A 14,062-nucleotide genomic window follows, 5' to 3' on the forward strand; every position below is an offset into this window, starting at 1 on the left:
CACGAACTCAAGGAGCGCATCATGGCCGGTATCGACGACGTCAATCGCCATCCGGTCATCCACACGTGGTCCTACAAACTCGCCGAGGTCGCCTGATATGATTCGAACCAAGAAAACGCTAATCTAGCTGCAGCTCTCCGCTCTACTACGGAAGTAACCGGAAAGCAGATCACCAATCTCCCAGCTTAATATGTAGCGCGCAAAGGGCTTGCTTCAAGACCCGCCTCATCCCGTAGAACGGCCGACCGAAGCCACAACCTACGGGGTCACGAAATGAGTGAATTGTTGTCGACGAGCGGTTCGCGCGCGGCCGAGTTGGCTGCTGCGGAAACGACTGGAGTGGCGATGGCCGACCATGCGGTGGTTATCGCCGGAGGAGGTCCGACCGGGCTGATGTTGGCGGGCGAGTTGGCGTTGGCGGGCGTCGATGTCGCCATTGTCGAACGGCGCGCCAACCAGGACCTCGTAGGCTCGCGCGCAGGCGGTCTGCACTCGCGCGCCATCGAGGTCCTCGATCAGCGCGGTATAGCCGACCGGTTCCTCTCGCAGGGAAAGCTGTTTCAGGTCGTGCACTTCCACATACCGTTGGACATCAGCGACTTTCCTACCCGACACAACTACGTTCTCGGGCTGTGGCAGAACCATATCGAGCGCATCCTGGCCGAGTGGGTCGGCGAGCTGGCGGTGACGATCTATCGCGGACGTGAGGTGACTGATATCGCGCAGGACGACACCGGCGTCGACGTCGCGCTGTCCGACGGTCAGTCGCTCCGGGCGGAGTATCTCGTCGGGTGCGACGGCGGCCGCAGCCTGGTTCGCAAGGCGGCCGGCATCGCGTTCCCCGGGTGGGATGCAACGACGAGCTGGCTGATCGCCGAAGTCGAGACGGCCGAGGAGCCGAAGTGGGGGTTTCACCAGGATGCGCTCGGTAGCCACGGAATCGGCAAGGTGGAGAATGGCGGGTCGGCCCGAATGGTGCTGACCGAGCAGCCGCTGCGACCAGGCAGCGAGCCCACACTGCGCGATGTCAGCGAGGCGCTCGTCGCGGTTTACGGGACCGATTACGGGATCCACAGTCCCACCTGGATCTCCAGGTTCACCGACATGACTCGCCAGGCCGCGGCCTACCGCGACAGACGGGTCCTGCTGGCCGGCGACGCCGCTCACGTGCATCCGCCGGTGGGGGGACAGGGCCTCAACACCGGCGTGCAGGATGCAGTGAATCTGGGATGGAAGCTGGCCCAGGTGGTCAAGCAGGCATCGCCGGAAAGCCTCCTCGATACCTACCATGCCGAGCGCCACCCGGTCGCTGCCCGCGTGCTGCACAACACGATGGCGCAGGTCGCGCTTCGCCGCCCGGACGACCGCACGAAGGCCCTGGGCGAAACCATGTCCGAGCTCCTTGGCATGGACGAGCCGCGCAGACGAATAGCCGCAATGATGTCTGGACATCCACTACGATCTCGGCGAGGGACACAAGCTGCTCGGACGACGCATGCCCGATCTGGATCTGCTCACCGCCAACGGCCCGCTGCGGGTCTTTACCCTGCTGCATGATGCCCGGCCGGTGCTGCTCAATCTCGGTGAGCCCGGCGGCTTCGACATCACGCCATGGGCGGACCGGGTCAAGCTGGTCGACGCCAGATGTGTCGGTACGTGGGAGCTTCCGGTACTTGGCGCGGTCCCCGCGCCCACTGCCGTGTTGATCAGGCCCGACGGATATGTGGCCTGGGTGGGCGACTCAACTCAGTTGGGGCTCGCTGACGCGCTAACCACCTGGTTCGGACCGCCTGGTGCGCGAGGCGGGTTGTGACCGAGCGTCACCATTCGACGACCCGGGTGGGCTATCTCGGGGTCGATGGCATGGCCGAGGAATGGTGATCGACGATCAGCCAACGCTCGCCGTTCTTGACGTAGGTGAAGCTGTAGCGCGCGGGCAGGCTCTTCGTCTCGCCGTCCTTGACATAGGAGAACGTATAGTAGCCGGTATTGACCGCCGCATTCCCGTACACGCGGATCAGCTGATCGCCGAAGGCGACCTTCAGGCCGGGCAGAACCTTGAAGGCGGCCACGAAATAGTCTCGTAGCGCCGCCCGGTCAGAGCGCACGGTCGGCGACAGCGTGCCCCAGAGCACGGCATCGTCCGAATAGAACGGCAACACCTTTTCGGGATCGCCTTCGCCAAGAGCCTGCCCCCATGCCGAAGTCGCCGCTGCCACCTCCGTTTTCGGCTCGACCAAAGCGCTGGAGCCAAACGACGATAGCACTATGCACAGGGCAAGTGCTGCGCTCGCTAAATTTAGAGAAGAACGCATGACATCCTCCCTTGCGAATACCGGACAGACAAGCGCCCGCTTGAGGCGGCCTTTTGCAATGCGAACGGCTACCGTTTGCGCGGATCGTCAGCCGGATTGATGTAATCGATGCCACCTGGGCCGATAAATTGAACTTGAAGTATCCCTTCCTCGCTTCCGGTCCACGCGTAATGCGCGTGTTTTGCGGGGTACACCCATAACGAGCCTGGCTTTAGGAGATCACCCTTCTTTTCGAATTTTTCCCCATGGCTGCTGCCGATGTCACCACTTATGACTGTGACAACTTCGGAATAGGGATGAGTATGCGGAGGCATTTGGAAGTTAGGTGGAAACTTGATGCGTAAGACGACAACCTCACCCGCTTTCGTGGGATCACCGACCAAGGTGGCAATCTGAACGCCCTTCGGAAAGGCTGGATTGTCCTTCCATATGAGCGCATCGGGCATCACCCGAACCGCAGCATTTTGCGCCATTGCCGGAATCGAGAGTGCAATCAAACCGGTCGCCGTTAGCAGCAATTTTTTCATGCGAGTTCCTCCCAAGCTGTAAGCAGCAAGAGACGCAAATCGCAATGCGCGGTCAGTGTAGAAACTGGATTGGGGCTGCGCACCACAATGTTGCGTGCGTCAACACGGGTCAAACTACATCATCAGCGACGGGCAAACCATAAGTCAGAGACGTTGACTTAATAGGTTGCCAAAAAGGTCCGTGTCCGCAGATCCGCGTGGCCATTTCTCTGGGATTGCGGCCATCACATTAATTCCGGCTGCCGCTTCGGTTTGATCCTGATCAAATTCAGCAGCGTTGCGGCCGCGACCATCACCAGGGTACCAGCGAGGCTGAGCGCGATCTGCATCGCAAGCCCATCCGAGATGTTGACCAGCGCCATGTGGCTGGCGAGCGCCAGTAGAACACCGAGGCAATAGATTGCCAGCGAGTTCTCGCCACAGCGGATCGCGCCGCGCATCACCGGCGTCGTCAGCCCTCGCCAATCGCGGGGCACAAGCCATACCGCCAAAATCGCAAGGGCAAAAAAATGCAACAGTCGCAAAGGATCGAGATTCGATTTGTCCAGCGGATAGATCAGCTTTGTCAGCGTCAGCGGGACCAGCGCTTCCAGTGGTTTGATGTTGCAACTCAATGCGACGATCAGGCTGAAAACCAGATAGAGAACGGCAAGCACAAGCGCCGTGCGCGAGGTCACCCACGGCCAGAATCTCCTGCCCTCCGTGATCCACCACGCGCCGAGCACAACCAGCAACTGCCACGCCAGCGGATTGAAGTACCAGTGATTGTTCGGCCATGCCGGGACAGTCCAGCCGAAGACGTGCACCAGCGCATAAAGCAGCAACGAGGTGCCGAGCGCCAGATTCGGCACTCGTAGCAGCAGCCACAGCAGCAGCGCGAACGAAAAGTGATAGACCACGAAGATCGGCAAGACGTCGGTGTTGACGGGACGGTATTGCAGGATCGCCGCATGCGCGAGCGTCGCGCCGGGATGTTCCAACAGAATGCGCGTATTGCTCGCGTCGGCAAACCGGCCGTCGCCTGCGAGGTGAACCATAATGGCGCAAGCGACCGTGAGCAGCAGAAATGCGACATAGATGTCCCAGCTCCGCCACAGTGTACGGCTGATCACGCCGCTCCAGCCCTCGCACCAACGAGCCTTGCCGTAGGCCAGCGCGCAGGTCACACCCGAGACGAACATGAATACTTCCGCGGTATCGCAGAAGCCGTAGTTCCGCAGCGTCAGCCAGCTTCCGATGTTGTTGGGGACATGGTCAAGAAAGATGCACCATAGCGCGATGCCGCGGCAGGCATCGAGGCGCAGGTCGCGGCCAACGCCTTTCAGCTCCGCGGGCTCGCCCACCGATGGCTTCAGAGTGACGGTTCGATCATGCATCCGCTTGCCCCGTCCCGTGTGTAAGCACGCCTTAAGAGGGACTGCATATGACCAGGAAGCATCACCGCCGCACGGCCGGATCGTGACAACGCCAGGGACGCTCATCCCCGATGGGTTGTGACAACATGCCTGTCACGCGAGCGAACGTGTTCGTGGCGCGCTGAGCGTAAACGGTGATTACTCGGCAACCCTATTGCGGCTGCCGGACAGCTCATGTGATCTATTTCTCATCAGCGGGATCAACTTCCTTTGAAAGCACTTGCCTTTATTCGCCGGTGGCATCCGCGCTCAATTTGATTTTGTGAACGTCGCCTACCCCAACGCCATCCTAGCAGTGCGAGCGCTCCGGCTGGGTATGTCGCGCGCACAAGTAGTTGCACAAGAGAATGCAGCTGCTTTTGCAGAATGTCCGAGCTACTCACTGTGCAAGGCGTGACGGTCAGCGGAAGCAGATCGGACCATTGAGCGCCCCATCGGTTCGTGCACCACAGCAATAGTACACGCAGTCGCTTAGTCCGTTGGCGCGTCGATCCGCGTTACGGATCGATGAGCACTCCCGGGTTGAGCATGCCTTGTGGATCGAGTTCTCTTTTTGCTGCCCGAAGCGCGGCCGCGAAAAGACCTGGGCGCTGGCGATCATACCAAGGCCGATGATCACGGCCAACAGCGTGATGATGCGTAATCGTACCACCCGCCTCAATGAGCGCGTCGCTGGCCGCACTCTTGATCGCCTGCCACTGTTCCAGAAGCGCACCGTGGCGGCCGAGTGCGTGGAAAGAAAAGTAGGGCGCGGGCCCGTCAGGATAGACATGAGTGAAGCGGCATGTGACCTCGCCGTTCAGGCCCGTCGCTTCGAGGATCGCACGCTCCGTCGCCGCCTTCACTTTGTCGTGGAAACTTTCGAACCGATCCCAGGTGATAGCGGTCTCAAACGTGTCGTTGATGAGACCGGCCGGTGTCAAAAGCTCGCGCGCATATGGCATACGAATAAATGCGTTCCGCCAGATTCCTGCTGCGCCTTCGAGATGTGCATCGCCGGCTTTTGCGGCTTCCGGCGTCCCTCCATGGTCGGCGCAGCATTCGAGCGCACGTGCCATCCAGGCATCCGGCGAATGGTCGCCGGATTCAAAGCCGAGCACCATAATCGCGACACTGCCATCGGCCGCACCGGTGTTGAACGCTTCTTGCGCATCAAGGATGCGGCAGTTCGATGGATAGAGGCCGGCCTGTGCGATGGCGCGCACTGCGCGCGCCGCACCGAAGAACGAATGGAAACGAACCGATGCGCCGGCACGGAATTTCGGACGTGGCTGCAATCGCATCCAGGCGCGCGAAATCACGCCGAGCGTGCCTTCCGAGCCTATGAACATGCGGTCGGGGCTCGGTCCAGCGCCCGATCCCGGCAATCGACGCGTTTCCAGTATGCCGCGCGGCGTCACGACGCGCAGGCTTTCGACGAAATCGTCTATGTGCGTGTAGAGGCTGGCGAAATGACCGCCCGAACGTGTCGCGATCCATCCGCCGAGGGTTGAATATTCGAAACTCTGCGGAAAATGCCGCAACGTGACGCCGTGCGGCTTAAGCTGGTTCTCCAACGATGGACCATAGGTACCGCCTTCGATCAGTGCGGCGCGCGATATCTGATCTATTTCGACAATCTTACCGAGATTGCGTAGGTCAAGCGTGACGGCCGCCTTGTAGCGAAGCCCATCGACTCGCGGCTCGACGCCGCCGCAGACGCTCGATCCGCCCCCGAAAGGCGTCAGCGAGGCGCTGACACCACCGGCCCAGTCCATCACAGCGGAAATCTCTGCTTCGTTGCGTGGATATGCGACCACGTCGGGCGCGCTATCGTAGTCGCCGAGCATGGCTCGCACGTAGTCTGGATAGGATTTGCCGTAGGTGTGCGCGACCCGGTCGTAGCGTTCGCTCGTACAGAAAGCGGCAAGTGAGGCCGGCGGCGCTACGCGCGGCGCCCGCAGTGTCAGGTCCTCGAGACGCGGCACGGCTTTTGTCTCGAACGTATCGCGCGCGAACTTCGCATGGTAGCGGCCGAGCACAAAAGCCTGCTCCTCGGCAGTCATGCCTTCGTCTTCGCGCCCCCAACCGTAATGTTTTAGCCTTGCACCGCTCATGGCTTCCTCCCTGCTTTTTTTGGCTGTGATTTCCGAGATAACCGCGTAATCCAGCATGCCGCTGCAGTTCTGAGCGTTACCTCAATCTGCGCTAAAGGTGAGACCGGCGCGCTCCTTCAGACGCTTGCGCAACGCCGTCCCCATCAGCGCGCCCGTGGTCATCCGCGACCCAAATTGAACCTGATGGCAATCGTTCCGGCAAGCCTGCGCCGCCCTATACAATTGCGGCATGGCTGCTGTAGCCAGATGAGAATGCAGGGCTGCACGGTTTTGCTCTAAGCCAGTGCGCAGGCCCTCACATCGGCTCAGGCGAGCCTGATGTCCCAGAGGCCCTCTTCGCGGCAGGCGACAAGTTCGCTGCGAAGCAGCTCGCTTACAAGCGTGATCGCAGTCGAGCCGGGATGGTCGATGGGAGAAGCAAGGGTCAGTTCGCGCATCGGCGATGGTTTGGCGATCGCGGCCGTTTCCAGCCGGCCGCTGGCCACTTCGTGGCGCACCGAGGAAGGCGGCAACAGCGTATATCCCAAGCCCTCCTCGACGAGGCTGGTCAGCACCCGGAAGGAATCGGCTTCCAGCTTGACGTCGAGCTTGATTTTCTTCTTCGCCGCCGCCTGCTCGATCAGCGCCCGGAGCCCGTGCGAATGACTGGGCAGCACGAGGCGCTGGCGCAGCAGCCAGCCGATATCGACCTGTTTCCTCTGCGACAGCCCGCTGCCGCGCGGCCCCACCGCAACGATCGGGTCGCGGCCGAGGCTCTGCGCAGTCAGATGCAGGTCGCTCGACGGCCCGTAGATCAGCGCCAGATCCATTTCGCCGCGGTGCAGCCATTCCATCAGATGGCCGCTGTAGCTTTCGACGATGCAGAGCGAAATGCCCGGATATTTGTCGACGGTGCGCCGGGCGAGCCGCGCCGAAATCACGCAGCTCACGGTCGGCACAAGCCCGAGCACCACCCGGCCCGACGGCGGTCCGCCCGACGACTGGATCTCGTCGCGCACCTGGTCGATCTGCCGGACGATGCCGGCGGTTCGCGCGAGCAGAAGGCGGCCGGCGTCGGTCAGCACCATGCCGCGGCCGTTCCGCGTAAAGAGTTCGGCCCGCAATTCATGCTCGAGCAGCTTGATCTGGCGGCTAAGCGCCGGCTGCGCCACCCGCAGCGTGTCGGAAGCTTTGCTGAGGCTGCCGAGCTCCGCCACGCAACTGAAAGTCCTGAGCTGCCTTATATCCATCGCTTGCCATTCTTCGAAGGCAGGTTCATACGCTATAACAATTCAGCATAGGAGACCGGCTGTGGTTTCACAACAGCCCGCCATCCGGCAATTGACATCACCCACCATCCATCGCCAGAAAATCAAATGACCGCACAAGAACAACAAGACGAATTCCACGACATCCGCGACGCCGTCGCAAAACTCTGCGCCCAGTTCCCCGGCGAATACTGGCGCAAGCTCGACCGCCAGATGGCGTATCCGAAGGAGTTCGTCGACGCACTGACGGAGGCCGGCTACCTCTCGGTGCTGATCCCTGAGGAATATGGCGGCTCCGGCCTGAAGCTGTCGGCTGCGGCCGCGATCCTGGAAGAGATCCAGCGCGCAGGCTGCAACGGCGGCGGCTGCCACGCCCAGATGTACACGATGGGTACCGTGCTGCGGCACGGCAGCGACGCCCAGAAAGCGAAATACCTGCCCGGGATCGCCAGCGGCAAATTGCGGCTGCAGGCGTTCGGCGTTACCGAGCCGACCAGCGGCACCGACACCTCCTCGCTGAAGACCGTCGCCAAGCGTGACGGCGACCACTACATCGTCAACGGCCAGAAGATCTGGACCAGCCGCGCCGAACATTCCGACCTGATGATCCTGCTCGCGCGCACCACGCCGAAGGAACACGCGAAGAAGCGCACCGATGGCCTGTCGGTGTTCATCGTCGACATGCGCGAGGTCAAGGGCAAGGGCCTCGAGATCCGCCCGATCCGCACCATGATGAACCACGCCACCACCGAAGTGTTCTTCACGGACATGCGGGTACCGGCCGAAAACCTGATCGGCGACGAAGGCAAGGGCTTTCGTTACATCCTCTCCGGCATGAATGCCGAGCGCATCCTGATCGCTGCCGAATGCATCGGCGACGCCAAATGGTTCATTGCCAAAGCTACCGCCTACGCCAAGGAACGCGCCGTGTTCGGCCGCCCGATCGGCCAAAACCAAGGCATCCAGTTCCCGATCGCAAAGGCCTACGCCGCGATGCGCGCCGCCGAGCTGATGGTGAAGGAAGCTACCCGCAAGTATGAGGCCGGGCTCGATTGCGGCGCGGAGGCCAACATGGCCAAGATGCTGGCGGCGGATGCATCCTGGGAAGCGGCGAATGCCTGTGTGCAGACCCATGGCGGCTTCGGCTTTGCGGAAGAATACGACGTCGAGCGCAAGTTCCGCGAAACGCGGCTCTATCAAGTCGCGCCGATCTCGACCAATCTGATCCTGTCCTACGTCGCCGAGCATGTGCTCGGCCTGCCCCGCTCCTACTGAGAACATCAGATGTTGCCTTTGGAAGGATTAATCGTCGTCTCCGTCGAACAGGCCGTTGCTGCGCCGTTCTGCAGCTCGCGGCTGGCGGATGCCGGCGCGCATGTCGTCAAGGTCGAACGCCCCGAGGGCGACTTTGCTCGCGGCTACGACGCCGCGGCCAAGGGCCAGAGCAGTTATTTCGTCTGGCTCAACCGCGGCAAGAATTCCGTGGTGATCGACCTCGCGACCAGGGAAGGCCGCGCGGCGCTCGAAGAGCTGATCGCGAGCGCCGACGTGCTGCTGCAAAACCTGAAGCCCGGCTCGATGGACAAGCTCGGCTTCTCGCTGGAGCGTCTGCGAAAAGATTATCCGGCGCTGATCTGCTGCACCATTTCGGGCTATGGCGACGAGGGCCCCTATGCCGACCGCAAGGCCTACGATCTCCTGATCCAGGCCGAGAGCGGCCTTGCCTCGATCACCGGCGGTCCCGAAGGCCCGTCCCGCGTTGGCATCTCCGTCGTCGATATCGCGACCGGGGCCACCGCGCACGCCGCCATCCTCGAGGCGCTGATTGCGCGCGGCCGCAGCGGCAAGGGCGCCGACATCCGCATCTCGATGTTCGACGTAATGGCCGACTGGATGGCGGTGCCGCTGATCAATTCGGAAGCCGGCAATCCACCAAAGCGGATGGCGCTGGCCCATCCCTCGATCGCGCCCTATGGCGTGTTCAATTCCAAGGACGGCAAGGGCATCTTGATCTCGATCCAGAGCGAGCGCGAATGGAAGAAGCTCTGCGCCGAGGTGCTGGATCAGCCCGACCTGCCGAACGATCCACGCTTTGCCAACATGGTCGAGCGTGTGCGCAACCGCCAGCTCACCGACAAGACCGTTGCCGATAGCTTTGCGATGATGACGCGCGTCGATCTATTGAAGCGCTTAGCGGGCGCAGATATCGCCTTCGCCGAGGTGAACACCATGGCCGATCTCGCCGTGCATCCGCATCTGCGTCGCATCGAAGTCGATACGCCGAACGGCAAGGTGAGCTACGCTGCGCCCGCCGCGATCTTCGTCGGCGAGGACAGGCACTATGGCGCCGTGCCCGGCATCGGCGACCATGTCGAATTGCCAAAAGCTCCCCGTATCAGGAGCCGCCAGTCATGACCGAAAAACTCGATCTCGATCATCTGCGGCAATGGATCGGCCGCGATACGGAAGATTCGGACATCGTCACCGCGCAACTGGTCAAGGGCCTGCGTGCAACGCTGTTCCAGGACATCGGCCAGCCCAAGACGGGGGACGCCGCGCCGTGGACCACGCATTGGTGCCTGGCGCAGCCGGTGTTTCCGATGTCGCAGCTCGGCCCCGACGGCCACCCGACCCGCGGCGGCTTCCTGCCGCCGGTACCATTGCCGCGCCGGATGTGGGCCGGCGGCGAAATCGAATTCCTCGCGCCCTTGCGTGTCGGCGATGAAGCAAAACGCACCTCGCGCATTGCCGATGTGACGTTGAAAACCGGCTCGACCGGCCCACTGTGCTTCGTCTCCGTCGAGCACACCGTCACGACACCGCGCGGCACCGCGATCCGCGAGCGGCAGGACATCGTCTATCGCGACATGGGCGGCCCAGCGCCTGCGTCACCGCCCAAGACGCCGCCGCCCGTTGCAAAACATCGCGAAAGCCATGTGAGTGATCCCGTGCTGCTGTTTCGCTATTCGGCGCTGACCTTCAACGGCCACCGCATCCACTACGACCGCGACTACGTCACCAAGGTCGAGGGCTATCCGGGCCTGATTTTCCACGGTCCGCTGCAGGCGGCGCTGCTCGTCGAGTTCGCCGCAAAACTTCATGGCGACTCGGCGCCGCAAAAGTTCAGCTATCGCGGCGTACAGCCCCTGTTCGAAGGCGGCGAGTTCTCGATCAACGCCAACGAGACCCACGCCGGCATGGAACTGTGGATCGCGAATGCCGAGGGACAGCCGACCATGAAGGGTACGGCGACGTGGTAAGGACTGCAATGCCCGCGGCGATGATGTGTCGCAGCAGCTATCCGGCGTTAACGTATTTCCGCCAGTTGTGCTCTTCCCGAAAGCCCAGCACCTCGCGCGCCTTCTTGTTCGACAGCGGCGCCTCGTACTCGCCGAGTTCGCGGGTGATCCGGACACTGGGACAATAGCGGCTCAGCACCTCGCGGGTCGGAATGTTGGCGGTGACGGTGTCGTTGACGGCGTTGAAGACCTGGAAGCCGAGCCCGTCCTTCTGGATCGCCAGATGCACGATCTCGCCGAGGTCGCGAGCGTCGATATAGCCCCAGGCATTGCGCTTTCGCGACGGCAGATCGGCCAGGAAGCCGGGAAACATGTCGTATTCATGCGGCTCGATGACGTTCGCGATCCGCAGCGCATAGACGTCGATTCCGTAGCGCATGGCAAAGGCGCGCGCGGTCTTTTCATTGACGACCTTGGAAAGCCCGTACGAGTCCATGGGATCGGTGTCGTAGTCCTCCTCGAGCGGGAAGCTCCTGAAATCCTTCTCGCCTTCGGCAAAACAGACGCCGTAGGTGGTTTCGCTGGAGGCGATCACGATCTTGCGGACGCCGAGTTTCGCCGCGGCTTCGATCACATTATAGGTGCTGATCGTGTTGACGCGGAACGTCTCGTTATCCGGCTCGATCAGCACCCGCGGTATCGCGGCAAAATGCACGACGGCGTCCGGCGCTGCCGGCGGCCTGCCGCCTTCGAAACGGTCGAAGCCGAAATGCGTGGTCATGGCGTTGAAGGCCTGGCCGCTGTGCGTCAGATCGGCGATCAGGGTACTGATGCCGGGATAATCGAATGGCTTGAGATCGACATTGAGAAGGTCGTAGCCCTTGCTCTTCAGATGCGGCAGGACGTGCCTGCCGGCCTTGCCGGTCCCCCCGGTGAATACCACGCGCTTGCCTGTCATTTTCCTTTTCCGTCCGTCGTTGATCGAATGGTGGAGACGTGATCCCCGGCCGCGCTCATTCCGGCGACCGGAAATTCCGGATCCGGTCGAAGGCCACGGCAATGATAATGAACGAGCCGACGAAGGTGCCCTGCCAGAACGCGCTGATGCCCAATAGCCCGAGACTGTTGCGAATTACCTCGATCAGCGCCGAACCGATCAGGGCGCCGAAGGCGGTGCCAATTCCACCGGCGAGATTGGCGCCGCCGATCACCGCGGCGGCGATCACCTGCAGTTCCATGCCCGAGCCAAGATTGGTAGTGACGGCGCCGAGCCAACCGGTTTCGATCACACCGGCAATGCCGGCCGAGAGCGCGGAAATCATGTAGACGGCCACCTTGGTGCGTCGCACCGGCACACCCGTCACGATCGCGGCATGCTCGTTGCCGCCGATCGCGAAGACGTAACGGCCAAACCGGGTGAAGTGCAGCACAAAACCGGTCAGCAGCGTCAGCGCGAGCATGTAGATCACGGGGTTGGCGATCCCGAACAGCAAGGCGCCGCCACCAAGAAACAAGAGCTTGTCGTGATCCGGACCGAACTGGAACACCACGGTGTTGTTGGACGCGACCATCGCGAGGCTCCGCGCGATCGACAGCATGCCCAGCGTGACTACAAACGGCGGGATACCCAGATAAGCGATCAGCACGCCGTTGATCGCGCCGATCAGCAACGCCGTTCCGAGCGAGGCGGCGATGCCGACCTCGATGCTGTAACCGGCATGCATTACGACCGCGAGAATCATGCTGCACAGGCACAGCACCGAGCCGACCGACAGGTCGATGCCGCCGGTGATGATCACGATCGTCATCCCGAGCGCAACGATCGCGACGAAGGTGAAGTTGCGGGCGACGTTGTAGATGTTGTTGGAGGTCGCGAACGAGTTGGTCGCAAACGACAGGAAGATGCAGGCCAGGATGACCGCAACCAGGACCCAGAACGCCTGTCGCGAGGTCAGCCAGGTGAGCAGCGGGAATCTTGCGCGCTTGATGTTGTCGTCGAACTGAATATCCATCCATGAAACTTTCGGTTACCAGCAAGCTCCAGACGTCTCACTATGCGTATTCGATCGCCCCGGTGATCAGTCCCGTCACTTCCTCCGGCGAACTGGCGGCGACATCCTTGTCGGCGACCTTGCGGCCGCGGCGCAATACCACGACGCGATCGGCAATGCTGAACACATCCGGCATGCGATGGCTGATGAATACGATCGCGATGCCGCGATCGCGCAGCCGTCGCATCAGGTTAAGGACCTCGGCGACCTGCCGCACCGAAATGGCCGCGGTCGGTTCGTCCATCAGAACGATCTTGGCGTCGGCGATCCGGGTTCGGGCAATGGCTACCGCCTGTCGCTGTCCGCCGGACATCTGCCTGACCAGATCGCGCGGGCGCGTCTCGGATCGCAGCTCGGCGAAGATCTGTCCGGCCCGGCGATACATCGCGGCATAGTCGAGAATTTTGAACGGGCCGACGCCTTTGCGGATTTCGCGGCCGAGGAAAACGTTGGCGGCTGCGCTGAGATTGTCGCACAGCGCGAGATCCTGATGCACGATCTCGATACCATGTCGGCGGGCTTCGATCGGCCGGTGCATGGACAAATCCTGGCCTTCCATCTGCATCGTCCCATGCGTGGGACGAAAATTTCCGGCCACGATCTTGACGAGGGTGGACTTGCCGGCCCCGTTGTCGCCCATCAGTCCCACGATCCGGCCGGGCTCGAGCGACAGTGAAACGTCGTTGAGGGCATGAATGGCGCCGAAATGCTTCGAAACATTTTTCAGTTCGAGGAGGGCCATTCCGGATTCACCTTGCGCGGAACCGTCGCCGCTGCGCGTCCTGTTCTTGGCCGCTGCGCGTCCTGTTCCTGATTGAATTACACGGGCTGTAGTCAGTCAATGATCTCGGCGGGAATCAACACCGCGTCCTCGCGAAAAAATCATTTCGCATGTGGTGCAACGCACCAAACGAAGCTTCATTGTATTTCTTCGAACATATCCGTTGACTCATCAGGCGTCCGAATTATCCTTATCAATCGCTGATTGTGGCTATCGTAATCGGACTCTGTCGTCACTGCGGATCACATTCGAGGACAAGCTCGGAATAGTGCGGATGCTAGGGACCTGATAGCCGCCCCCTCACATCAAGCGGTTTCCTTGCCCTCGTGAAATCTTGAATCAGACGAGCTTCGGCAAAACGGGCGAATAAACGTCCGCTGCAACACGTGGG

The 14,062-nt window shown here is 61.6% G+C and carries 11 protein-coding genes and 1 pseudogene; 4 read left to right on the forward strand and 8 right to left on the reverse strand.

Annotated elements, in window-relative coordinates; translation table 11 throughout:
• Positions 1 to 345: 345 nt before the first annotated feature.
• A pseudogene (locus GWE18_RS10000) lies at positions 346 to 1,813 on the forward strand (FAD-dependent monooxygenase).
• A 31-nt stretch (positions 1,814 to 1,844) separates the two neighbouring features.
• On the opposite strand, the gene GWE18_RS10005 reads toward GWE18_RS10000, so the two are convergent.
• From GWE18_RS10005 to GWE18_RS10025, 5 genes are all read right to left on the reverse strand, one after another.
• A complete protein-coding gene (locus GWE18_RS10005; RefSeq protein ID WP_342804245.1) occupies positions 1,845 to 2,315 on the reverse strand; it encodes an SgcJ/EcaC family oxidoreductase in 471 nt (156 codons plus the stop codon).
• 68 nt (positions 2,316 to 2,383) lie between these two features.
• A complete protein-coding gene (locus GWE18_RS10010) occupies positions 2,384 to 2,842 on the reverse strand; it encodes a cupin domain-containing protein (protein WP_275185611.1) in 459 nt (152 codons plus the stop codon).
• Between the two features lie 224 nt (positions 2,843 to 3,066).
• Entirely contained in the window at positions 3,067 to 4,218 is a 1,152-nt protein-coding gene (locus GWE18_RS10015; protein ID WP_275185612.1) for an OpgC domain-containing protein, read from the reverse strand.
• 536 nt (positions 4,219 to 4,754) lie between these two features.
• Complete coding sequence (locus tag GWE18_RS10020; protein WP_275185613.1) at positions 4,755 to 6,353, reverse strand: FAD-binding oxidoreductase; 1,599 nt, start codon at positions 6,351 to 6,353, stop codon at positions 4,755 to 4,757.
• A 305-nt stretch (positions 6,354 to 6,658) separates the two neighbouring features.
• Positions 6,659 to 7,582 carry a LysR substrate-binding domain-containing protein gene (locus GWE18_RS10025; protein WP_275185614.1) on the reverse strand — a complete coding sequence of 308 codons (924 nt, stop codon included), beginning with the start codon at positions 7,580 to 7,582 and terminating at the stop codon, positions 6,659 to 6,661.
• Positions 7,583 to 7,708: 126 nt separating this feature from the next.
• Between GWE18_RS10025 and GWE18_RS10030 the strand changes: the two genes are divergently transcribed.
• From GWE18_RS10030 to GWE18_RS10040, 3 genes are read left to right on the forward strand one after another with little or no spacing between them, the layout of a single operon-like run.
• A complete protein-coding gene (locus GWE18_RS10030; protein ID WP_275185615.1) occupies positions 7,709 to 8,875 on the forward strand; it encodes an acyl-CoA dehydrogenase family protein in 1,167 nt (388 codons plus the stop codon).
• A gap of 9 nt (positions 8,876 to 8,884) precedes the next feature.
• Entirely contained in the window at positions 8,885 to 10,015 is a 1,131-nt protein-coding gene (locus tag GWE18_RS10035) for a CaiB/BaiF CoA-transferase family protein (RefSeq protein WP_275185616.1), read from the forward strand.
• A complete protein-coding gene (locus GWE18_RS10040) occupies positions 10,012 to 10,860 on the forward strand; it encodes a MaoC family dehydratase N-terminal domain-containing protein (protein WP_275185617.1) in 849 nt (282 codons plus the stop codon). The genes GWE18_RS10035 and GWE18_RS10040 overlap by 4 nt, the downstream gene beginning before the upstream one ends.
• 37 nt (positions 10,861 to 10,897) lie before the next feature.
• Here GWE18_RS10040 and GWE18_RS10045 read toward each other — a convergent pair whose 3' ends face one another.
• From GWE18_RS10045 to GWE18_RS10055, 3 genes are read right to left on the reverse strand one after another with little or no spacing between them, the layout of a single operon-like run.
• On the reverse strand, positions 10,898 to 11,797 hold the full coding sequence (locus GWE18_RS10045; protein WP_275185618.1) for an NAD(P)-dependent oxidoreductase: 900 nt from the start codon (positions 11,795 to 11,797) through the stop codon (positions 10,898 to 10,900).
• Positions 11,798 to 11,852: 55 nt separating this feature from the next.
• Positions 11,853 to 12,851, reverse strand: a complete 999-nt coding sequence (locus tag GWE18_RS10050) for an ABC transporter permease (RefSeq protein WP_275185619.1) — start codon at positions 12,849 to 12,851, stop codon at positions 11,853 to 11,855.
• Positions 12,852 to 12,891: 40 nt separating this feature from the next.
• A complete protein-coding gene (locus GWE18_RS10055) occupies positions 12,892 to 13,632 on the reverse strand; it encodes an ATP-binding cassette domain-containing protein (protein ID WP_275185620.1) in 741 nt (246 codons plus the stop codon).
• Positions 13,633 to 14,062: the final 430 nt, after the last annotated feature.

The sequence above is a fragment of the Bradyrhizobium sp. CSA112 genome (genome assembly GCF_029051645.1).
Lineage (GTDB): Bacteria > Pseudomonadota > Alphaproteobacteria > Rhizobiales > Xanthobacteraceae > Bradyrhizobium.